Genomic DNA, 22,126 nt, shown 5'->3' with positions numbered 1-22,126 from the left:
TTATTTTTCTTATACAAATGTGAATGGATCTGTATGTAACTGCGAAGCGTGAATGTGTACATTGAATTTCTTCACATCTACTTTTTCTTGCAATTGTTTTTGTACACCTTGCTTCATTACTTTTTCAACGTTATGTCCTGGATCGACTATATTTAAACCAATCATCATCGCATCGTGAGCAACATGATAATACATATCACCTGTTACATATACATCTGCTCCTTTAAATTTCGCTTGGTTTATATATTTATTACCGTCACCACCAAGTACAGCTACTTTACGCACCTTATCATCTAACTTTCCAACAACTCTTGCACCCTTTACATGTAATGATTGTTTCACATGTAAAGCAAACTGCTCAAGCGTCATTTCTTCTTGTAAATACCCTATTTTACCAAGACCTAATGTTTCACCTTTATTATCAAGCGGATATACATCATATGCCACTTCTTCATATGGATGGGCTGCCAACATCGCTTTAATAACTTTTCTTTGTAATGAAGCTGGAATAATCGTTTCGACACGTATCTCTTCCACACGTTCTAACTGCCCAGTTTCTCCGATATAAGGATTTGTACCTTCTTGAGGGATAAACGTACCTACCCCTTCGCTACCGAACGTACAGTGGCTATAATTACCGATATGACCTGCATCCGCATCTCCAAGAGCTTTGCGCACTTCTTCTGCATGGGTTACTGGAACAAATACAACAATTTTTTTCATTTCTTCTGCATATGTAGGAGCTAATACTTCTGTATTTTGTAACCCTAACGCATCAGCAAGTAAATCATTTACCCCGCCCTTAGCAATATCTACATTTGTATGTGCGGCATAAACCGCAATATCATTTTTAATACACATTTCAATAATTCTTCCGTACGCCTTATCTGTATGAATCGCTTTTAATGGATTAAAGATTAAAGGATGGTGCGCTATAATGATATTCGCTCCTAATTGGATCGCCTCGTCCACAACTTCCTCAGTTACATCTAACGCGATTAATACGTGCTGGACAGGTTTATTAAGCGCTCCAATCTGTAAGCCAATCTTATCCCCTTCCATCGCTAAATGCTTCGGATACATACCTTCAAACAAAGAAATAATTTCATGACCATTCGGAATTTTACTCATGATAAAACCTCTCCTATCATTTTCATTTTCGCTTCTACTTCTGCACGCTTCGCTTTTGTCTCTTCAGACTCTGCTGCACGTTCTAACTGTTTTAAAATATTTTGGAAGTTTTTCAATTCCCCTTCCCACTTTTCAATAAAAGCTTCACTTTTTTCTTTTATTAAAAATGGACCCATAAACAATTCAGCTTGTTTATTTTCAGAGTAAGGTACTGCTGTATCTCCTCGCTCTCCGACTAAAATCTCGTAAATCTTTCCGTCTTCTATTACAATTTTCTCACGGATAAGCTCCCATCCATTTTCAATAAACCATTCACGGATATGGTGTGCTGCAATATTCGGCTGTAAGATTAAACGTGTTACACCTTCTAATTTTTCTTTACCACTTTCTAAAATGTCACGAATTAACGCTCCACCCATACCAGCAATCGTAATAACATCTACTTCTCCTGGCACTATAACAGCTAATCCATTCCCTTTACGAACGTCTACTTTATCTTGTAAGCCACTTTCAGCTACAGTTGCTTGTGCAGAGCGAAACGGTCCATCTACAACCTCTCCTGCAACTGCTTTTGTAGCAATATTATTTATAATTATATAACACGGTAAATACGCATGATCCGATCCAATATCAGCTACTGTAGAGCCTACCGGAATCTCCCTCACAACTTCTTCTAATCGTTTCGAAAGCTTTACTTCATTCATGTATTTCCATTACTCCTTCTTTTCTCAGTCTGTCTCCATGATAATGAATTTATAGTAGTTGTTGCAAGTCCATAACAATACTTCAATTCTCTATTACTAATCGTATTTTAGATAGTATAGAAAAACAAGCCTTTTGCAAAAAGCAAAAGGCTTGTTTTTCTATACTTTATTTTTTCTTCGATAACCAATCAGCTACTTTTGCCGCTTGATCAGCTGGAACTATATTTGGCGGCATATTTCCTTTTCCTTTTGAAATAACTTCTTTAATTTCATCTTTTGAAAGTTTCCCACCAATTTTTTGTAAATTAGGGCCTACCGCTCCTTGTAACTGATCACCATGACAGCTCGTACAGCTTTGCTTTACAATATCCTCTGGCTTTGATGCTGTTTGTGCTGGTTTCCCACCATTTTTTGCATCAGCTAACTCTTTAGATTTATTTAGCCCCTGAAATGAAAATACAAACATAACGATAATACCTAATGCTGCAATAAGAGCGAACGGAATCAACGGATTACGTTTCATATCTCTTCTCCCCCCTCTATACCGCTAAATAGTTAGATGATTCAGTCATTTATATTGTACTTGAAAACGCCCTATCAGAAAAGAGTAAACTACTACTTGTTAAAAATATTCCGTAAATTCATTTTATTGATTTTCACTATTATATCGCATATTATTTCGATAATTACTAACGTTTCTCATCATATTTTTTACTTTTCTACATATTATTTTGTATATAATAAACAAAATAAATCGAAAAATCGAAAAATGAGCATTTGCAAATCAAAAGACAATTCTGTAAAATAAATTACAAGAAATTGTAATCGTTGCCGATAGCTAAATTTTAACAAAAATTAACAAAATAAAAAAGTTTACTTCACAAAAGTGAAGTAAACTTAAAGGTAGCCTATTCTAAGAAATCCTTAAGACGCTTACTACGGCTTGGATGTCTTAATTTGCGAAGTGCTTTCGCTTCAATTTGACGAATACGTTCTCTCGTTACGCCGAATACTTTCCCAACTTCTTCAAGCGTACGAGTTCGTCCATCATCTAAACCAAAACGAAGACGCAGAACATTTTCTTCACGATCTGTTAGTGTATCTAACACATCTTCTAATTGTTCTTTTAGCAATTCATACGCTGCATGGTCCGCAGGCGATGTTGCTTCTTGGTCTTCGATAAAGTCACCTAAATGGGAGTCGTCTTCTTCACCAATTGGTGTTTCAAGAGAAACTGGCTCCTGTGCAATCTTTAAGATTTCGCGTACTTTTTCTGGAGCAAGATCCATTTCTTCACCAATCTCTTCAGGAGATGGTTCGCGTCCTAAATCTTGTAATAATTGACGTTGTACACGGATTAACTTATTAATTGTTTCAACCATATGAACTGGAATACGAATTGTTCGCGCTTGGTCTGCAATCGCACGTGTAATAGCTTGGCGAATCCACCAAGTTGCATACGTACTAAATTTAAAACCTTTACGGTAGTCGAACTTTTCAACTGCCTTAATTAGACCCATATTTCCTTCTTGGATTAAGTCTAAGAAAAGCATACCACGGCCCACGTAGCGCTTTGCAATACTTACTACAAGACGTAAGTTTGCTTCCGCAAGACGGCGTTTTGCTTCTTCATCGCCTTCTTCAATACGTGTCGCAAGTCGAATTTCTTCTTCAGCAGATAGTAAGTCTACACGACCAATTTCTTTTAAGTACATACGAACAGGGTCATTGATTTTCACACCTGGCGGCACACTTAAATCATTAAGGTCAAATTCTTCTTCCGTTTTTGTAATTTGACGATTATTAGGACCTTCGTCGTTGTCATTGTCACCAACTAAGTCAATCCCTTGTTCACCTAAATATTCATAGTATTCATCCATTTGATCGGATTCAATTTCAAATCCATTCATGCGTTCTGCAATCTCTTCATATGTAAGAACGCCACGTTTTTTCCCGAGCTCAGTGAGTTGTTCTTTCACTTGCTCAAGGGTCATTTCAGTTTCAATTTGTTTAGAACGAGCTGGTTTATCAGCCATCTGTTCCCCTCCTTACGCGAGATACAAACATTCATTATACTAAAACTTTATCGAAAAAGCTATTTTCTTGCTTTTTGACTTTGTAAATATGCCACATAATATTTAGCAGCCTCTACAGGATCTGTTTTTTCCATTTGTTTTACTTTAAAGATAATTTCCATCTTTTCAAGTTTTTCTTTATGGCGTCTTAGCGCCTCCAAATGACCTTGTAACGCTTCTTCTGTGTACTCTGGATTAATAAATTCATCCGTCGAAATATCAGTAATAATATTTTTCAACTTTTCATCAGAGAGCCAACTTAAAAATGTTCCGACTGAAGGTTCATTTCCCTTTTCATAATATGCGTATAGTTCATATAAAATCCCTTTATGTTCTTCTGTATAAAAATCTTCTATATGAGGTTCCATACGCACTGTCACTTCTGCACTTTGCAACATATGGTAAATAATTTCTCTTTCTGCCCTTTCAAAACCTGTTAATTTCGGTTTCGTTTGAACAATTTGAGATGGCTTAGAAACCTGCTTTATTTGTTTTTGCTGTACCTTTTGTTCTTTGCGATATTGGTGCAATTGATTCAAAAGTGTTTCCATTGAATACGAAAATTCTTGCGATAATGATTTTAAATATGATTCCGCCTGCATCGCATCCTGTAGCAATGATAACTCTTTTAAAACACTTTTTACATATTCTTCTTTGCCAGACTCATCTTGCAAATTTTTCCCTAAACGCAAATAATTTATTTTGAAACCAACAAAACTTATACTTGATTTCACAAGATTTTCAAAAGCGGTTGTCCCATATTGTTGCACATATTCATCAGGGTCAAGCTTATCTGGCAAGGATGTAACTTTCACTTGGCAACCAACTTGCAATAGTAATTGCCCTGCTTTCATCGTCGCTTCTCGCCCTGCTTTATCACCATCATAGCAAAGAACAACAGTTTCAACGTTACGTCGCAGAAGTTTCGCTTGTTCTTCAGTTAAAGCTGTTCCCATTGTCGCAACAGCTTCTTCCACACCACTTTTCACCGCGGCTAGTACATCGGCATAACCTTCAAAAAGGACAACCTGCCCACGTTTTCTAATAAACGGCCTTGCTTGGTGGAAATTATACAACAGCTTACTTTTGTAAAAAATCGGTGTTTCAGGACTATTCAAATATTTCGGAGTATCATCTCCTAATGCCCTTCCACTAAACGCTATCACCTTACCTTGTAAAGTATAAATCGGAAACATAACTCTTCCGCGGAAGCGGTCATAATGACTGCCATCCTTCTCACTTCTTACAAGAAGACCAGCCTGTTCCATACTAGATAGCGACAAACCTCTTTTTTGTAAAATTTTCGTTGCTGCATCCCAAGCTTGTGATGCATAACCAATTTCAAATTTCTCAATCATCTCTTTTGTAATACCACGTTTTAATAAATATGAAAGTGCTTCATTTCCTTCTTCTGTATTTACTAATAAATGATGATAATACTTTTTCAAAAGTTCATGAGCCTGTTGCATGATGACAGCGTCATCAGATATGTCTTCTTGTTGTTGTTGTCCTTGCCCTGATGTATATTCTGCAACTGCAATTCCATTTCTTTCGCCAAGCTTTTGAACAGCCTCTGTGAAAGCAAGTCCTTCCATTTTCATAAGAAAAGAAAATACATTTCCACCTTCTCCACATCCGAAACAATGAAAAATTTGCTTATCAGATGAAACAGAGAATGAAGGAGAATTCTCACCATGAAATGGACAAAGGCCGAAATAGTTACGCCCCTGCTTTCTAAGTTGAACATACTCACCAATCACTTCTACAATATCGGATGATGTCCGAATCTGTTCAACAACTTCTTCAGGAATTCTGTTCCCCATAACTCCATCTCCGTGTCGTATTTTGTATTCGATATAAATTAAAAGATTCCTTTATAATTCGACAATATTTTTCTAAATTTGTTAGAAAGTACTGTCGATCACATTGTGTAAACGATTTTGGACCTTTCGTATAAGTCCCCCGTCTGCGTAAATTCGCAGATACATACTACTATATAAAATTGTATACATTTGCTCATCTGTTACAAATGTATCTCCTGGAGACAATACATATACTCCTTTTTCACAAGAAGACTAGCAAGAAGCACTATAGCCTGTATGATCATGAGATCTGTAGCTTTTGCATGTTAATAAATATAACAATCAACTTCATCTTGCTCAGAATCTACATAGACCCAATTACCTTGCTGTTTTCTTGAACGATGAGCATAGGATACGACAAACAAAATTTCGACATAAAATTTTGTTCCAACTTGCACAATTGCATTCTTCACGGGATACGCATCTGCATCAAATAATATCTTATCTGATGTTTTGCATATTTCTGTATTCTACATCCCTTCTGTGAATCCTTCCATAATGTGCGTTTTCTTGTCTAGATTTTGTCGATTTAACGTAAATACATGTCTTTTTCGAAAATCCTATCCCTAGTTTATTCTGAAAAATTAAAGTCTAAACGTAAAATATAGGTTTTTATCACAATTTTTTATTATAATATATTTTCTTCAACTACGCTACATATCCCTTTAATTTTCATCTTACACTTAAAGATAACGAAATCGTTCCTTTAGCATAATTAAAAAACAGAAGAATATAAGTATAACCATTCCGCTATATTCTATTACTAAGCCGAAAGTTCATGCTCTACTTCGCATCTTCCTCTAACGCCTTCTCACGAGCGAAAAAAGCACATTCACCTTTGGTAAATGTGCTAAAACATTTTTTGGTTTTGCACTGCATTCACAATAATATTTGCCGTTTCTTCAATTGCCTTATTTGATACATCAATCACTTGACAATTTATTTTACTAATTACTTCCTCAAAATGATCAATTTCTTCTTGAATACGATTAATATTTGCATATGTTGCTCCATCACTTAATCCAAGTGATTTCAATCGTTCTTTTCGAATATGATTTAACTTATCTGGTATAATTTTCAAACCGAAACATTTCTCTTTTGCCACTTGATATAATTCCTCAGGCGGATCCACTTCCGGTACAAGTGGTACATTAGCAACTTTCAAACGTTTGTTATGCGCTAAATATTGTGAAAGTGGTGTTTTTGATGTACGTGAAATTCCAATCAACACGATATCAGCTTTTAAAATACCACGTGCATCTCTACCATCATCATACTTAACTGCAAATTCAATCGCTTCTATTTTTTTAAAGTACTCTTCATCTAATCTTCGAACGACACCTGGCTCATACCTTGGTACTTGCCCTGTAATTTCTTCAATTTGATCGATAAGAGGTCCGATAATATCGTATGCCTCTACTCCTTCTTTTGCCGCTTCTGTCAATAAATATTGACGCATATCAGGCTTTACTAACGTAAAACAAATAAGCGCTTGATTGCTCTTGGCAATCGAGATTACTTCTTTTAATGTCCCTGTATCTTCTACATACGGTACACGCCTAATATCAGGAGCGAATGGGAACTGTCCCATTGCCGCTCTAACAACCAAATCAGCCGTTTCTCCTACAGAGTCAGATACGACATATACGATTTTATTATCCATTACATTACCTCACTTTAAACAAATTACACTTATTCGTTATTTACTAAATTTACAAACGCACGTGTAATATTTGTTTTTGTAATTCGTCCAATCACTTCTAAACCTTGTTTCGTATCCTTCACAACCGGCATCGCATCAATCTGTCTTTCTATTAATTCCATCGCAATATCATATAAAGAATCCTCCCTGCGACACATCGCAATGTTTGGCATCCTTGTCATGATAATATTAACCGGAAGAGAGGTTAAATCCTGCTTTCCTAAGCTAGCTCGTAATAAATCTTTACGAGATACAACGCCAACTAATAAAGTAGCTTGATCTACAACAAATAATGTACCAACGTCCTCTAGAAACATAGTACAGATTGCATCGTATACTGATACATTTTTATCAATTACAGCCGGTCTAGATTGATAATCTTGCACTTTAATTTTCTTAACAGCTTCAGATAATAGCTGTCCCCCGGTTTTACCCGTATAAAAATAACCTACACGTGGACGCGCTTCTAAATAACCAGCCATCGTTAAAATTGCTAAGTCTGGTCTTAGCGTTGCACGTGTTAAACCCAATTGCCCAGCAATTGACTCCCCTGTAATAGGACCGTGATCTTTTACAATCTGAATGATATGCTCTTGCCGTTTATTCAGCTCTATGATAATCACCACCTTTAATGCACAACGAAAAAAGTTATACTATCTCTTAAATATTATATACTAAATATGCTATTCGAAAAAGAAAGTATGTAAAAAGGACCGTATACGGCCCTTTTTATATTTGAAACTTATCAAGTTGTTCCAAGAAACGCCTTGTTTTCAAATAAATCCCACAATATTCGTCATAATATGTATTCAATACTGTGCGCATTTGTTTTTTTGTACTATCCTTCACCGATACATTACCGAGCCGGTGTAAATCAAAGTGAAAAAAGAGACGTAATAATTTATGAACAGCCTCTCCCACCGGAATACGATACGGATCTTGCTCCGCATGACGCGAGCACAGAAAACCGCCTTCCCGGACAGAGAAGGCGACAAAATCTGTTTCTTGATGACAAATAGCACATGTATCAAAGTACGGGCGCATCCCTAATACCGGAAGCATTTTCGTTTGATAAATTAATGATAATACTTCTGGATCAACACCCTCACACATATAATGCAACGTTTGATATAACATTTCAAATAAATACGGATTATGCTTCTTATCTTCTGTTGCTTTATCGGTTAATTCAATAATAAATGATGCATAAGCAGTTAAAAATATATCCTCGCGAATTTCTTTCATAGATGAAATAATCTCGCCTTGTTGCAAAGTTCCAAGTCCAGATCCCATTTGAATAAGAAAATGACCATGTGTCATAAGTTGCGAAATAGCTGCTAACCGACTCTTCGGCTTTTTCGCCCCTCTTGCCATTGCACTTACCTTACCAAATTCCCGTGAGTATATTGTAACAATCTTATTTGTTTCTCCGTAATCTGTCGTACGGATAACAATGCCCTCAACTTTTTGAAACATGTTCGTCACCATCCAAGGTTTGAACAAAACGGGTCAAGAAATTGGAGAGTCTAGATGCGCTAACTCCTCTTCATGTTGATCCATCTCATCGTTTACGTCTTTTTCCATTTCTTTCAAAAGCAAATACGTTTCAATGCTTCCTGTTTTGGAGAAAAACTTCCAGGTAAAATCTAGCATAAGAATCCACCTTTCTCAATAAGCGTAGCCTATAAACCAATTTCTTTTGTTGTTATTAAGTTGACCCATTTTGTTCATTTTCATGTGAGAAAAATTTTTCCTAATTTATCAAGGTTCATAAAAACCAATAATCAGCGGATGAACAAAACATCCACTGATCACAACTTTACTTCATATTAATACTCGTCTTCACGGAAACCAAGGTCACGAAGCTGTGACATCTTATTACGCCAATCTTTTTGCACTTTCACCCATACTTCTAAAAATACTTTAGAACCAAGAAGTGCTTCAATGTCAAAACGAGCTCTCTTACCGACTTCTTTTAACATCTTCCCTTGCTTACCTATAATAATTCCTTTTTGTGATGCACGTTCAACAACAATCGTTGCGTTTATATAAACCGCTCCGCCCTCACGCTTTTGAATTGCATCAATAACAACCGCTACAGAATGCGGTACTTCTTCACGTGTTAAATGTAATACTTTTTCACGAATAAGCTCTGAAATAATAAATCGCTCTGGATGATCCGTTACTTGATTATCCGGGTAATATTGCGGTCCTTCTGGTAAATACTTTTTAATTGCTCCGATTAACGCTTCAACGTTATTACCGTCCAATGCAGAAATTGGCACAATCTCCGCGAACTCATATAATTTACGATATTGATCAATCAACTCCAGCAATTGCTCTGGATGAAGTTGGTCAATTTTATTAATTACCAAAAATACCGGTTGTTTCGTTTCTTGTAATTTCTCAATAATAAATTCCTCACCACGACCATATCCTTCAGTTGCATTGACCATAAACAAAACAATATCAACTTCTTTTAATGTCGTTTGAGCCATCTTCACCATGAAATCGCCTAGTTTATGTTTAGGTTTATGTATTCCTGGTGTATCAATGAAAACTACTTGTGAATCATTTTCTGTATATACACCTTGAATTTTATTACGAGTTGTTTGTGGCTTATCGCTCATAATGGCAATTTTTTGGCCAATAATACGATTTAAAAATGTAGATTTCCCAACATTCGGTCTGCCAATAATAGAGACAAAACCTGATTTATAACCTTTTCTATTCATGTAAATCCTCCGCTAAAAATGCTCCTGGTAACAATTCTCCGACTGTTGTCTCTTGAACATCACCATGTAAGTTTGATAGGTATACTTTCGTATCCTGTTTACATAATTCTATCATAACTTGTCGACATGCTCCACAAGGAGGTACTGGACGCTTTGTATCCGCTACGACTGCAATAGCTACAAACTCGTTATCCCCTTCAGAAATTGCCTTAAATAAAGCTGTTCGTTCTGCACAGTTACATAAACCATATGATGCATTTTCAACATTACATCCACGATATATTTTTCCATCCTGAGTTAGTAAAGCTGCACCTACTTGAAATTTAGAATATGGTACGTACGCTCGTTTACGCGCTTCGGTTGCTTCTTGAATTAATTGTTTGCTATTCATATTCCCGCATCCTTTCCGTTCATAGATGTGAATAGATACACTCTTTCATTAAAGGCCTTCACGGCGCTCCCAAAGCCTAATAAAAGCTTCGGAATGCAACTATACCATATACGGTAAAAAGATAATAGCACCAATTACAGCAGCTATAATTGCAAATAATAAAACTGCCCCTGCTGCAACATCCTTTGCAATTTTTGCAACCGGATGAATATCGGCGGTTGCTAAGTCTACTGTTTTTTCAATAGCCGTATTCACCATCTCTAAACTCATTACAATCCCTATCACAATAAGTACGACAATCCATTCCATTGTTGTAATATGGAAATAAAAGCCGCAGCATATAACGATGACTGCGGCTAAATAATGAATTTTCATATTTCGTTCATGACGAAGACAAAAGTATATACCAGCTATAGCATATCCAAAACTATCTAAAAGTTTTCCTGTTTTCATCGTCCTAATCCAAAGGCCTCTAAAATTTCTTTTTGTCTTCCAAACATTTCTTTCTCATCTTCTTCTGTCATATGATCATAACCAAGCAAATGCAAAAAGCCATGTAGTGCTAAAAACCCAAGTTCTCGATCAAAAGAATGCCCATATTCTTCAGCTTGTTCTTTTGCTCTTGGAATAGAAATAATAAGATCTCCTAACATACGCGGCATCTCTGCACCGACAATTTCCATTTCGCCTTCTCCCATTTCTTCCATAGCAAAAGAAATAACATCCGTAGGCTGATCCTTATCTCGGTAATCACGGTTTATTTCACGAATACGTTCATTATCTACAAATGTAACCGATAATTCTGCGCCTTCTTCTATGTTCTCCATTTGGGCTGCTTTCTCTACTAAACCTCGAATCAAACTTATATATTCATCTTTCACTTCTTCTGTTTCATCAATAAAATCAATTAATAAACTCATTCTTTCTCCTTTTCTTCCGGCGGTTCCGGATATGTAATACGGGAATGGAAAATACCATTTAACGTTTCACATAACGTTTTTCCAACGATTTGTAGTTCCTTAAATGTCAAATCACATTCACTAAATTGACCATCTTGCAGGCGATCTTTAATAATACTTTGCACTAAATTATTAATCTGATCTGGTGTTGGATGGTTCATCGAACGTACCGCCGCTTCCACACTATCAGCAATACCAACGATCGCTGACTCTTTAGAAGTTGCTTTTGATCCTGGATAGCGGAACATTTCCTCCGTATATTTCTCTTTATCTTCTTTAATCGCATTATAATAAAAATATTTAAGTAACGTTGTACCATGATGCTGACCAGCAATATCGATAATTTCTTGAGGTATATGGTGTTCTTCTAACATTCTCACCCCATCGGTTACATGAGCAATTATAATATCTTTGCTCGTTACAGGGTCTAATCTATCATGCGGGTTTTCAATACCCATTTGGTTTTCAATAAAAAACTGTGGTTGTACCGTTTTCCCTACATCATGATAATACGCCCCTACACGCGCTAATACTCCATTTGCTCCAACTGCTTCACAAGCAGCTTCTGAGAGATTAGCTACCATTACACTATGGTGATATGTACCTGGTGCTTCTAATAAAATTTTACGCAAAAGCGGGTGATTCGGACTTGAAAGTTCCATCAATTTCATACTCGATACAATCCCAAGACCACTTTCTAAATACGGTAAAATCCCCATAGCTAGAACAGAAGAGATAATACCCGAAACAGCAGCCATTAATAATTGCACCCCAATTTCAAGAGGCGAAAAATTCCCGTTACGTAATAATAGCAAAGCCGCTAATACGACTACATTTAATACAGAAACGAGTATACCAGCTTGTAAAATCATCGTACGACGATTTTTTTCTCTCAAGAAAATACTAACTGATAATGAACTTAATAAAACATAAATCCCCACACTATAATTCAGTGTACTCGTTACACCTTCATTAAACATAATACTTCCGCATACAGAAAAGATCATACTCGTTAAAAATACAAATCGATCACCAATCATTAATTTTACAAGTATTGTTCCCATTGCAACTGGAACAACATACGCGATTCCTGCATACTCAAGCTTTTGAAACAAACTAATGATTTTCATTAAAACAATCGTGATAGACAAAATTGTAATATACGCTAGGACATACGGTCTATCTTCCCTTTTCCGCTGTAAAAACACTTCAAACTGCTTATGCATAAAGTACAATAGCACACCAATGAGTACCGCTAACCCAACATAGGGTTGAAAACTGTTCCCTTTTTCTAACAGGCCAACTAATTTCAACTGATTGTACATATCACTTGAAATCGTTTCACCTTCTCTAACAAGGACTTGCCCTTGAAGAATATAAACAGGTGGAACTAAATCTTCTTCCGCTTTTCTCTTCTCTTTTGTTAAGGTCGGATCATAAAAATAGTTTGCAGAAATCGCATATTTCCCTAACGCCTTAATAGATTCCTTTAAACCATTATCAACATTAACACTATTCATCTCACTTACATATCGTTCCTTCGCATCCTTCAATTCATCCATTTTAACATGCTCAGTCATGATACTATTAATAGCTGTAACTGTTGCATCTTTCGCTAATACTAATTGGTTCGAATCTGCATTAATTAAGTTTAGTAAGTTTAAATCAGATAATTCTTTCGTTAAATCAGTAGGCAATTTTTTTTTCAACTTGTCCACTTTTTCAGCATCAGTAATCTTTTTTTGCTCATCCGGTCCAACCGCTTTAATCTCTTGTATCACTTCATCTACTTTAGCAAAGACGTCATTCACAATATCCACTTTATTTTGTTTATACTCACTTTTATATGTATATTGATCTTCAACTTTTGTAGCGGCTTCTTTTTTCTTTTTGTCCGTTGTAACTTTATCTTCAATTTTAATAGGAGAATGGATTGTTTTTTTCGCAATAGAATATGTTGTAACATCTAATTGCTCTGGTTTTACATTATTCATAAGTGCAAAAAACAGCACTGCTCCTAATAAAACGTAAGAAATCCAACTTAGTTTTTTCGAATGTTGTAAATTACGAAACCACTTAGAAATTTCTTGAGATCTTGACATGATTTCAATACCTTCTCCTCTCCAGAAATAAAGTGAAACTATTTATAGCTTTCATTTCTTCTAGGTAACGATACTTTTTGGACAACATTTTTATCCACCATCACCTATAGTTTATTTCCCTCGTCTTTAATGATAGTAAAAAATATGTCATTCGCCAACCTTATCATACAAAAAGAAATGATCCTGACAAATAGGATCATTCCATTTTATCATATGCCTTAATAATACGTTGCACTAACGGGTGTCTCACAACGTCCGTTTGTTCCAATGTAATGAACGAAAGACCTGATACACCAGATAAAATATTAGCAGCAATAGAAAGACCTGACTTTACCCCTTTCGGCAAGTCTACCTGTGAAGGATCCCCCGTAATAACCATTTTAGAACTAAAACCTAATCGTGTTAAAAACATTTTTATTTGAACACCAGTTGTATTTTGCGCCTCATCTAATATAACAAATGAATCATCAAGAGTACGCCCTCTCATATAAGCAAGAGGTGCAATTTCAATTACACCACGTTCCATCATACGTTGTGTATATTCTTGTCCAAGAATATCATGTAACGCATCATATAGTGGACGTAAATACGGATCTACTTTTTCTTTCAAATCACCTGGTAAAAACCCTAAGCTCTCTCCAGCTTCTACAGCAGGTCTTGTTAAAATAATTTTCTTTACATACCCTTGCTTTAAAGCTCTCACAGCCATTACTACGGCTAAGTATGTTTTTCCTGTCCCAGCAGGTCCTATCCCAAATACAATATCATTCTTTTTCATTGCATGAATATATCGTCTTTGCCCCATCGTTTTCACACGAATGGATTTACCTTTTGCCGTTTTAAAAATTTCCTCTTCATATAATTCTTCGAATTGAGCAATTTTCCCTTGTTGCCCAAGCTGAATCGCATACGCAACATCTCTTTCCGAAATTGATACACCTTTACGGATAACAACAAGTAACTGTTGTAAGATTTTTTCTACGAGCACCACAGTTTCATCTGCCCCAGATACACGAACAGATTCTCCTCTAGTCACAATCGATACACTAAGTTCTCGTTCAATTACTTTTAAATGAGCATCATTTACCCCAAAAAGAGCGATTGCTTCGTTGGGATTTTCCAATTGTTGGTTCATTTCTACTAATTGTTCTGCCATTACTCAGTCTCCTTGAATATCGGATTCAGATATTGGTTGTGGCTCTGCAATATTTTCAATCACTGTATAATGTAATGTGACCTTTAGGTGATCCGCCTCAACCTCTTTACTCAAAATGTTATCACTTACAATCATAGCATGTTCATCCAATTTTTTCTTCAGTTCTTTTTCTGCCATCTCTTTCGCTACTTTCATTGCTTGTTTTTCGGTATATTCTCGGTTCGCTTCTTCCTCTTCTCGTACAATATCTTTCTCGTATGCAATTGGTAATGTAAATCCAAATAATTTCACATCATGTTTTACACTTTCAGTACGAGAGCGCTTATACTTATCCTGTAGAAATCCCCATATTTTTATTTTAGTACTCCCAAATTTAAGGAAATGTTCATTGTATGAATTACCAGTATACACTTGAAATTGTGTCTTTAACGGAACATCCACCTCAGATTTATACCACGTTTCTCCATATACAATCCCTTTAGCCGAAACAACTGTCGGATTCTCCTCATTACCATACATCCCGGATACGAGAAGTTGCCCCTTTTCCACATGGTCATTTTTCATGACAACCGGCTTCCCAACTTCCACAAATGTTTTTGTAATAATCCCTTCTTTTTTTGCTACTAAGTTTTGTGGCTGTTGTTCACTTTCTTTTTTCGGCTCATTTTTTTCAACAATCTTAAAATGATATGTTGTCCCTCTTATTTCTAATCCCGCCCAAGTAATCGCATTAATATTGTCTGTCAAATGACGTTGAACATCTTCTACACTCGGCATTTGGAATTGTAATTTACCTTTTTTTATACCCATTTTGTCCAATTCTTTCATCAATATATATTCTGTTTCAGGTTTTGCTCCTGTAATTTCAATTTTCCACACCATATTTGACAATGCGATCATTCCGAAAAAAAATATTAAAAACCCAATTAAAAATCCACTATTTTTAATTACACGCTTATTCCAAAAAGGAAAACCGTAACGTCCAATAAAATATAATTTACATTCATTTTTTCTATAAATTGGTTTTATCTTTTTCACATCTCGTAATAACATACAAAAAACTAACGTTTCATCAGCTATCTTCTTTACATCCCAAACGAGTAATTTCTTCCGCACACACTCGTTAACAAAGCGTTCCGCTCCTCTACCTTCAATTCGCACCTTTACATACCCAAGCCATTTTATAAACCATTTATTTTTCATCGACTATCTCCACTACCTTCCTAAAAGTAGATACACTACTTTTCAATTCGATTATCAAACTAGCTCGTACTAAAATTTTAATTAGCAGATTCCTTGATCCTCACTAATTATTAACCTTCACGAGCCAGTTTTTTACGTGGAACTCAATTCCCACCTATCCTCTTTGTACGAACCGAATATTGCGGCCAGAACGTTACCACCTGTTAATACAAGGTAACGAAGAAAAACTTCACAAACGGAAGTTTCTCCTCACTCCTCTTTCTTTTCATTTTCTAAAAACGTCACTTGTTCAATAATCCCTTCAAGCAACAGTTCTTCTGGAAGGATTGTTTTAATAACAAAGGATTGACCTTTAATTAATAATTGACCATGTTTCAATAGCAATCTTACCTCTTTATCTGAAAACACTAATAATCCTCGATGATTTTCTATATAGATATGTACTTGCCCAACAAGCGTGATCCGAGGTAGATCCATTAACACATCCACTGGCAGGTCTATTTGCTTCGTTAACCAATTCTTCATTTGTTCTATTTTTTTCATCTCAAAAGACCCCCTCTCATCCCATATGTATGAAAAAAGAGCTTGTAATATCACGTCCAAACTGAAAAAAGCATAAAAAAACGTCTCATACGAAATGAGACGCTTTTTTATGCTAATAGCTGGATAACCAGCTTATTCACAAGTGATCCGTCTGTTTTACCTTTTACTTTCGGCATAACAGCAGTCATCACTTTACCCATATCTGCTTTAGATGTAGCACCAACTTCAGAAATAACTTGCTTAATTATATCCGCTAGTTCTTCTTCTGTTAATTGCTCCGGCAAATATGCGCTTAAAATCTGAATTTCACTTTGCAGTTTATCAACAAGGTCTTCACGACCAGCTTTTTTAAATTCAAGGAGGGAGTCCTTATACTGTTTTACTTCACGAGCTAAAACTGTTAATTCCTCTTCTTCAGTAAGAGTATGTTGCAGTTTAATACCTTCATTTTGTAAAGCAGCCTTAACCATACGAATAACGGTTAATTTTTCTTTTTGTTTATTCTTCATCGCTTGTTTCATATCATCGTTTAAACGACCGAGAAGACTCATAACTTACACCCTCTCTTAGAACTTACGCTTTCTTGCCGCTTCAGATTTCTTCTTACGTTTTACACTTGGCTTTTCATAAAACTCGCGCTTTCTTGCTTCAGCAAGTGTACCAGTTTTAGAAACCGATCTTTTAAAACGGCGAAGTGCATCCTCCAAAGACTCGTTTTTACGAACGACTGTTTTTGACATTCTCTTTCCCTCCCTCCGAAACATCACACTTACATACTAATTTCAGCATGCAAAAAGAAACCCTTCTTCAGCATGTCTTTTACGATTATAATACATTTTATCACTTCAGGTCAACTATTTGGCAGAATAAAAGAAGAATAGATGCTCCTTACCTGTTCAAAAGCTATGTAGATAGCTATTATCCTTTGCCCCTGAAGACAACTATATTTTTTATCATTACACCTTTTTTAATACAAGAAAGCATTAAATAACTACTCATTCAACGTACCTGCCTTTTCAGTACTTAACTTCTCCACAAAAAAAAAAAAAAAGAAAGCATGCAAATCGTTTCCGTTTGCATGCTTTTTTATCCCGCTATTTGCCAGGACAGTAAGACCCCCACCTCAAAATTCAGCGAAAGCAAAGAACTTAGGCGGGGGTCAGGCTGATAATCAGCGGGGATGAACACCCCCCCACTGATTAAAGTTTCATTTTATGCACTTGCTGATTCTTTTTTTACATCATCTTCAAGAACACGAACAAACTGCGCTTCGTTATATGGATAACCAGCTTTTGTAATTTTCACTTTTACTAGCTTACCAATCAATTCTTCAGATCCTTCAAACACAATTTTTAAGTAGTTATCTGTATAACCTACATATAAACCTTCACGGTCACCATCTTTAAATGTCTCTTCCGGAATGATTTCAAGTACTTCACCTTCAAATCTAGAAGCATACTCTTTCGCTAATTGATTTGATAGCTCAATTAGACGGTGAACACGATCGTTCTTCACGTCTTCAGGAACTTGATCTTCCATACGTGCTGCTGGAGTACCTGTACGTTTCGAATAAGGGAAAACGTGTAATTCAGAGAAACGATTCTCTTTAATGAAATTGTACGTTTCCATGAATTCCTCTTCTGTTTCGCCTGGGAATCCAACAATTACGTCTGATGTAATCGCAAGACCTGGTAACGCTTCTTTCAAACGATCTAAACGCTCTTGGAAAAATTCCATCGTATACTTACGGCGCATACGTTTCAATACAGTATTAGATCCTGACTGTAATGGAATATGCAAGTGACGTACAACTACTTCTGATTTATCTAACACTTCAATTACTTCATCAGAAATTTGACTCGCCTCAATAGAAGAAATACGAAGGCGTTTCAATCCGCCTACTTCCGCTTCCATATCGCGCAGTAATCCAGCTAAGTTGTACTCTTTTATATCTTCACCGTACCCACCTGTATGAATACCTGTTAATACGATTTCTTTATAACCCGCATCTACTAATTGCTGCGCTTGTTTAATAACTTCTTTTCCATCACGAGAACGCATTAAACCACGCGCCCAAGGAATGATGCAAAATGTACAGAAGTTATTACAACCTTCTTGTATTTTTAAAGATGCACGTGTACGGTCCGTGAAATATGGTACATCGAGCTCTTCATATACACGTGTTTTCATAATATTGCGGACAGCATTAATTGGTTGACGCTCTTTACGGAATTCTTCAATGTATCCTAACATCTTCTCACGATCTTGCGTACCAACAACAATATCTACACCTGGAATCGCCATAATTTCTGCTGGAGATGTTTGTGCATAACATCCAGTTACACAAATTACCGCATCTGGATTTTGACGTACAGCACGTCTAATTACTTGACGGCTTTTTTTATCTCCAGTATTCGTTACTGTACATGTGTTAATAACGTATACATCAGATTTTTTTTCATATTCAGTTCTTTCATAACCACCTTGTTTAAACAATTGCCAAATCGCTTCTGTTTCATAGTGGTTTACTTTACAACCTAACGTGTGGAACGCAACAGTTGCCATTGATTATCACCCCATCAATTCAAAATGATAAGAAGCGGCACTTAACGCATAAAGCGGAGCCGTTTCTGTTCTTAAAATTTTTGGTCCTAAACTACATGGTACAAATTTATGTTCACGAAGTGCGGTTATCTCTTCCTCCGCTAAACCGCCTTCTGGTCCAAATACAATCAGCAGCTTTTGGCCTGGTTTAATCGTCGCTAAAGCTTTCGCAAAATTAGATTTCTCACCTTGTTTCGCTTCTTCTTCATACGCAACAAGACAAACATCATACTCGCTACTCATCGACAGCAGTTGTTTAAATGATGAGGGAACGTGTACTTCTGGAATTTCACTTCTATGCGATTGTTCCGCAGCTTCTTTTACAATTTTTTTCAAACGCTCAACTTTTTTATCTGCTTTTTTCGCATCCCACTTTACAATAGATCGAGATGCTTGAAATGGTAAAAATGCAGCTGCCCCAAGCTCAGTTCCTTTTTGAAAAATTAACTCTAGCTTGTCTCCTTTCGGCAGTCCACTTGCAATCGTCACGAACACAGGAAGTTCGCTTGACGCCTCTACCCATTCTACAATAGTGGTATCCACAAATTCACTGGTAATTTCAGCAATTGAACACTCTGCTGTTTTACCATTTACACAGCAATAAATGTGGTCACCAGCTGACATACGCATCACTCTTGCGATATGATGGACATCATCACCCATTATGCGAATACTTGTCTCATTTACATATTTCTCTTCTACAAAATAACGTTGCATATAATCACCTTAGTAGAGTTTCGTTCCTTTCGTAAGTCAACACTTACGAAAAGAACGAAACGTTATCATTTTCATATAACAAACGGTAAGTCCCTCACCTTATACGGTGAGAGACTCCCCTGTTCTTTATAGACTAAAATCTATATTACGCATTTCGTGCAATAATTGCTACCCAATCTTCCATTCGAAGTACTTCTTCAATTGAAAATCCAGCTGTTTCTAACGCTTCAGAAATTACTTTTTCTTTCGCCCCAATAATACCAGATGTAATAAATAATCCACCTGGCTTCACAACTCTCGCTGCATCTTCAGGGAATAGAAGAATAATTTCCGCTAGTAAATTTGCTACGATTAAATCAACCGGACCTTCAATACCTTCTAATAGACTATTCTGTCCAACATTGACAATGTCATCTGTTTTATTTAAGCGCACATTCATTTCTGCACTTTCAACTGCAACTGGGTCTAAATCATACGCTTGAACAGAAGCCGCACCTAATTTTGCCGCAGCAATACTAAGTACCCCCGAACCTGTCCCCACATCAATCACAGTATCACCTGGCTGAACCGTTTTTTCTAACGCACGAATACACATCGTCGTTGTTGGATGTGTCCCTGTACCAAACGCCATACCTGGATCTAATTCAATAATTTTTTCATCTGGAGAAGACGGTGTATACTCTTCCCACGTCGGCACAATTGTGAATGTATCAGAAATTTGAACTGGATGATAATACTTCTTCCAAGCAGTAGCCCAATCTTCCTCATCGACTTCATTAATTGTAATAGTTCCTTTACCAATTTCGATGTCGAAAGATGGTAGTGCATCAATAGATGATTTTACACCTGCAACCGTTTCGTTTAAAGAATCCGTTTGTGGGAAATATGCTTTTACCAAAACACCCTCACTTGGATATTCATCTGGGTTAAGTGCATAAATCTCACCGTATTGTTGCTTGCGCTCTTTCGTCAACTCCGCTGGGTCCTCAATCGCAACCCCACTAGCGCCTGCTTCATGCAAAATATGAGAGACAGCTTCTACTGCTTCTTCTGTTGTATGAATACTAATTTCTGACCATTTCACAATTTACCAACTCCATTTTTTATTTCCATTATTCCCCTTTAAAAGCACGTTTAAGCTTTCTGAATAAGCTATCATCCTGCTCTTCTTGCCCTGCAAATTCACGCAATAAATCTTTTTGATGTGAAGTTAATTTCGTCGGCACAACAACACGAACGACTACATATTGATCTCCTTGACCATATCCACGTACGTTCGGAGCACCTTTTCCTTTTAAGCGGAATTCTGTTCCTGTTTGTGTTCCTGCTGGAATTTTCAGCTTCACTTTGCCATGAACGGTAGGAACTTCTACTTCCGCACCAAGTGCCATTTGCGCAAATGTTATTGGCATTTCGCAAATAATGTGATCCCCTTCGCGTTCAAAGAATTCATGATTTCTCACATGAACAACAACATATAAGTCACCTGCCGGTCCGCCATTTACGCCTGCTTCACCTTTTCCAGATACACGAATTTGTTGACCATTATCGATACCCGCTGGAATTTTAACATTGATTTTTTTACGTTTACGAACTTTACCAGAACCATGGCATGTCGTACATTTCTCTTTAATCATTTGACCTGTTCCTGAACAATGTCCACAAGCTTGACGGTTTACAATACGCCCAAATGGTGTATTTTGTTCTACACTTACTTGCCCTGATCCTGAACAATGTTTACATGTTTCTTTTGAAGTCCCTGTTTTTGCTCCACTACCCTTACAAGTATCACATGGATCCTCCACTGGAATCTCAACGTTCAATTCTTTACCAAAAATAGCTTCTTCAAACTCTAAAGTAACTTGATATTGTAAATCAGCACCTTGACGTGGAGCATTTGGATCACGACGTCTTCCGCCGCCACCGCCAAAGAATGAACTAAAGATATCTTCGAAACCGAAGCCACCGCCGAAGTCTCCTCCGCCACCGAAACCTTGATTCGGACCAGCGTGACCAAATTGATCATACTGCGCACGCTTTTGATCATCGCTCAATACTTCGTATGCCTCTTGTACTTCTTTAAACTTTTCAATTGCATTTTCTTCTTTACTTACGTCTGGATGGTATTTTTTAGCCAAACGACGATACGCTTTTTTAATTTCATCTTTTGAAGCGCCCTGGCTAAGTCCAAGGACCTCATAATAGTCTCGTTTATTCATAAATTTGCAACCCCCGAATCTTT

General features: G+C 36.6%; 23 protein-coding genes and 1 pseudogene. All 24 read right to left on the bottom strand.

All coding sequences use genetic code 11. The annotated features are described in order from the left end of the window. Window positions 1–9: 9 nt before the first annotated feature. A complete protein-coding gene (locus MHH66_RS05315; RefSeq protein ID WP_002190694.1) occupies window positions 10–1,131 on the bottom strand; it encodes a Nif3-like dinuclear metal center hexameric protein in 1,122 nt (373 codons plus the stop codon). After that, complete coding sequence (locus tag MHH66_RS05310; RefSeq protein ID WP_078184439.1) at window positions 1,128–1,835, bottom strand: tRNA (adenine(22)-N(1))-methyltransferase; 708 nt, start codon at window positions 1,833–1,835, stop codon at window positions 1,128–1,130. The genes MHH66_RS05315 and MHH66_RS05310 overlap by 4 nt, the downstream gene beginning before the upstream one ends. Before the next feature lie 166 nt (window positions 1,836–2,001). After that, complete coding sequence (gene cccA, locus MHH66_RS05305) at window positions 2,002–2,358, bottom strand: cytochrome c550 (protein ID WP_002129130.1); 357 nt, start codon at window positions 2,356–2,358, stop codon at window positions 2,002–2,004. Window positions 2,359–2,743: 385 nt separating this feature from the next. After that, window positions 2,744–3,871, bottom strand: a complete 1,128-nt coding sequence (gene rpoD / locus MHH66_RS05300) for an RNA polymerase sigma factor RpoD (RefSeq protein ID WP_000764062.1) — start codon at window positions 3,869–3,871, stop codon at window positions 2,744–2,746. 59 nt (window positions 3,872–3,930) lie between these two features. Continuing rightward, window positions 3,931–5,733, bottom strand: a complete 1,803-nt coding sequence (dnaG, locus tag MHH66_RS05295) for a DNA primase (protein WP_078184440.1) — start codon at window positions 5,731–5,733, stop codon at window positions 3,931–3,933. Beyond that, window positions 5,714–5,848, bottom strand: a pseudogene (locus MHH66_RS05290) (hypothetical protein); the annotation flags it as partial. The pseudogene MHH66_RS05290 and the gene dnaG, both read right to left, overlap by 20 nt. Before the next feature lie 774 nt (window positions 5,849–6,622). Beyond that, window positions 6,623–7,435, bottom strand: a complete 813-nt coding sequence (locus MHH66_RS05285; protein WP_002015180.1) for a pyruvate, water dikinase regulatory protein — start codon at window positions 7,433–7,435, stop codon at window positions 6,623–6,625. A 29-nt stretch (window positions 7,436–7,464) separates the two neighbouring features. Further along, window positions 7,465–8,097, bottom strand: coding sequence for a helix-turn-helix transcriptional regulator (locus tag MHH66_RS05280; RefSeq protein WP_002015181.1), 633 nt, complete (start codon window positions 8,095–8,097; stop codon window positions 7,465–7,467). A gap of 106 nt (window positions 8,098–8,203) precedes the next feature. Next, entirely contained in the window at window positions 8,204–8,950 is a 747-nt protein-coding gene (recO, locus tag MHH66_RS05275) for a DNA repair protein RecO (RefSeq protein WP_002129136.1), read from the bottom strand. Window positions 8,951–8,983: 33 nt separating this feature from the next. Beyond that, window positions 8,984–9,127 (bottom strand): YqzL family protein, encoded by a 144-nt coding sequence (locus MHH66_RS05270; protein ID WP_000883924.1) that lies wholly within the window; start codon window positions 9,125–9,127, stop codon window positions 8,984–8,986. Window positions 9,128–9,303: 176 nt separating this feature from the next. After that, window positions 9,304–10,209, bottom strand: a complete 906-nt coding sequence (era, locus tag MHH66_RS05265; RefSeq protein ID WP_002088672.1) for a GTPase Era — start codon at window positions 10,207–10,209, stop codon at window positions 9,304–9,306. Continuing rightward, on the bottom strand, window positions 10,202–10,600 hold the full coding sequence (locus MHH66_RS05260) for a cytidine deaminase (protein ID WP_002015184.1): 399 nt from the start codon (window positions 10,598–10,600) through the stop codon (window positions 10,202–10,204). The genes era and MHH66_RS05260 overlap by 8 nt, the downstream gene beginning before the upstream one ends. 99 nt (window positions 10,601–10,699) lie before the next feature. Next, window positions 10,700–11,053: a diacylglycerol kinase family protein gene (locus tag MHH66_RS05255; RefSeq protein ID WP_002190697.1), complete on the bottom strand. Its 354-nt coding sequence runs from the start codon at window positions 11,051–11,053 to the stop codon at window positions 10,700–10,702. Then, complete coding sequence (gene ybeY / locus MHH66_RS05250) at window positions 11,050–11,520, bottom strand: rRNA maturation RNase YbeY (protein WP_002088675.1); 471 nt, start codon at window positions 11,518–11,520, stop codon at window positions 11,050–11,052. The genes MHH66_RS05255 and ybeY overlap by 4 nt, the downstream gene beginning before the upstream one ends. Then, window positions 11,517–13,661 carry an HD family phosphohydrolase gene (locus MHH66_RS05245; RefSeq protein WP_063218889.1) on the bottom strand — a complete coding sequence of 715 codons (2,145 nt, stop codon included), beginning with the start codon at window positions 13,659–13,661 and terminating at the stop codon, window positions 11,517–11,519. The genes ybeY and MHH66_RS05245 overlap by 4 nt, the downstream gene beginning before the upstream one ends. Before the next feature lie 196 nt (window positions 13,662–13,857). Beyond that, window positions 13,858–14,817 (bottom strand): PhoH family protein, encoded by a 960-nt coding sequence (locus MHH66_RS05240; RefSeq protein ID WP_063218888.1) that lies wholly within the window; start codon window positions 14,815–14,817, stop codon window positions 13,858–13,860. A gap of 3 nt (window positions 14,818–14,820) precedes the next feature. After that, window positions 14,821–16,020, bottom strand: a complete 1,200-nt coding sequence (yqfD, locus tag MHH66_RS05235; protein ID WP_002143171.1) for a sporulation protein YqfD — start codon at window positions 16,018–16,020, stop codon at window positions 14,821–14,823. Between the two features lie 249 nt (window positions 16,021–16,269). After that, on the bottom strand, window positions 16,270–16,563 hold the full coding sequence (yqfC, locus tag MHH66_RS05230) for a sporulation protein YqfC (protein ID WP_002067170.1): 294 nt from the start codon (window positions 16,561–16,563) through the stop codon (window positions 16,270–16,272). Between the two features lie 107 nt (window positions 16,564–16,670). Then, window positions 16,671–17,114, bottom strand: coding sequence for a GatB/YqeY domain-containing protein (locus tag MHH66_RS05225; protein WP_000054578.1), 444 nt, complete (start codon window positions 17,112–17,114; stop codon window positions 16,671–16,673). Window positions 17,115–17,129: 15 nt separating this feature from the next. After that, on the bottom strand, window positions 17,130–17,303 hold the full coding sequence (rpsU, locus tag MHH66_RS05220; RefSeq protein ID WP_000048061.1) for a 30S ribosomal protein S21: 174 nt from the start codon (window positions 17,301–17,303) through the stop codon (window positions 17,130–17,132). A 472-nt stretch (window positions 17,304–17,775) separates the two neighbouring features. Beyond that, window positions 17,776–19,128 (bottom strand): tRNA (N(6)-L-threonylcarbamoyladenosine(37)-C(2))-methylthiotransferase MtaB, encoded by a 1,353-nt coding sequence (mtaB, locus tag MHH66_RS05215; protein WP_002015193.1) that lies wholly within the window; start codon window positions 19,126–19,128, stop codon window positions 17,776–17,778. A gap of 6 nt (window positions 19,129–19,134) precedes the next feature. Next, complete coding sequence (locus MHH66_RS05210) at window positions 19,135–19,884, bottom strand: 16S rRNA (uracil(1498)-N(3))-methyltransferase (RefSeq protein ID WP_078184442.1); 750 nt, start codon at window positions 19,882–19,884, stop codon at window positions 19,135–19,137. Window positions 19,885–20,029: 145 nt separating this feature from the next. Beyond that, complete coding sequence (gene prmA / locus MHH66_RS05205; protein WP_002167655.1) at window positions 20,030–20,968, bottom strand: 50S ribosomal protein L11 methyltransferase; 939 nt, start codon at window positions 20,966–20,968, stop codon at window positions 20,030–20,032. Between the two features lie 28 nt (window positions 20,969–20,996). Further along, complete coding sequence (dnaJ, locus tag MHH66_RS05200; protein ID WP_002067161.1) at window positions 20,997–22,103, bottom strand: chaperone protein DnaJ; 1,107 nt, start codon at window positions 22,101–22,103, stop codon at window positions 20,997–20,999. Between the last annotated feature and the right edge of the window lie 23 nt (window positions 22,104–22,126).

This window comes from Bacillus sp. FSL H8-0492 (assembly GCF_038006145.1).
Taxonomy (GTDB): domain Bacteria; phylum Bacillota; class Bacilli; order Bacillales; family Bacillaceae_G; genus Bacillus_A; species Bacillus_A mycoides.
Note: the sequence above shows the minus strand (reverse complement) of the source record. Positions and strands in the feature narration are given on the sequence as shown.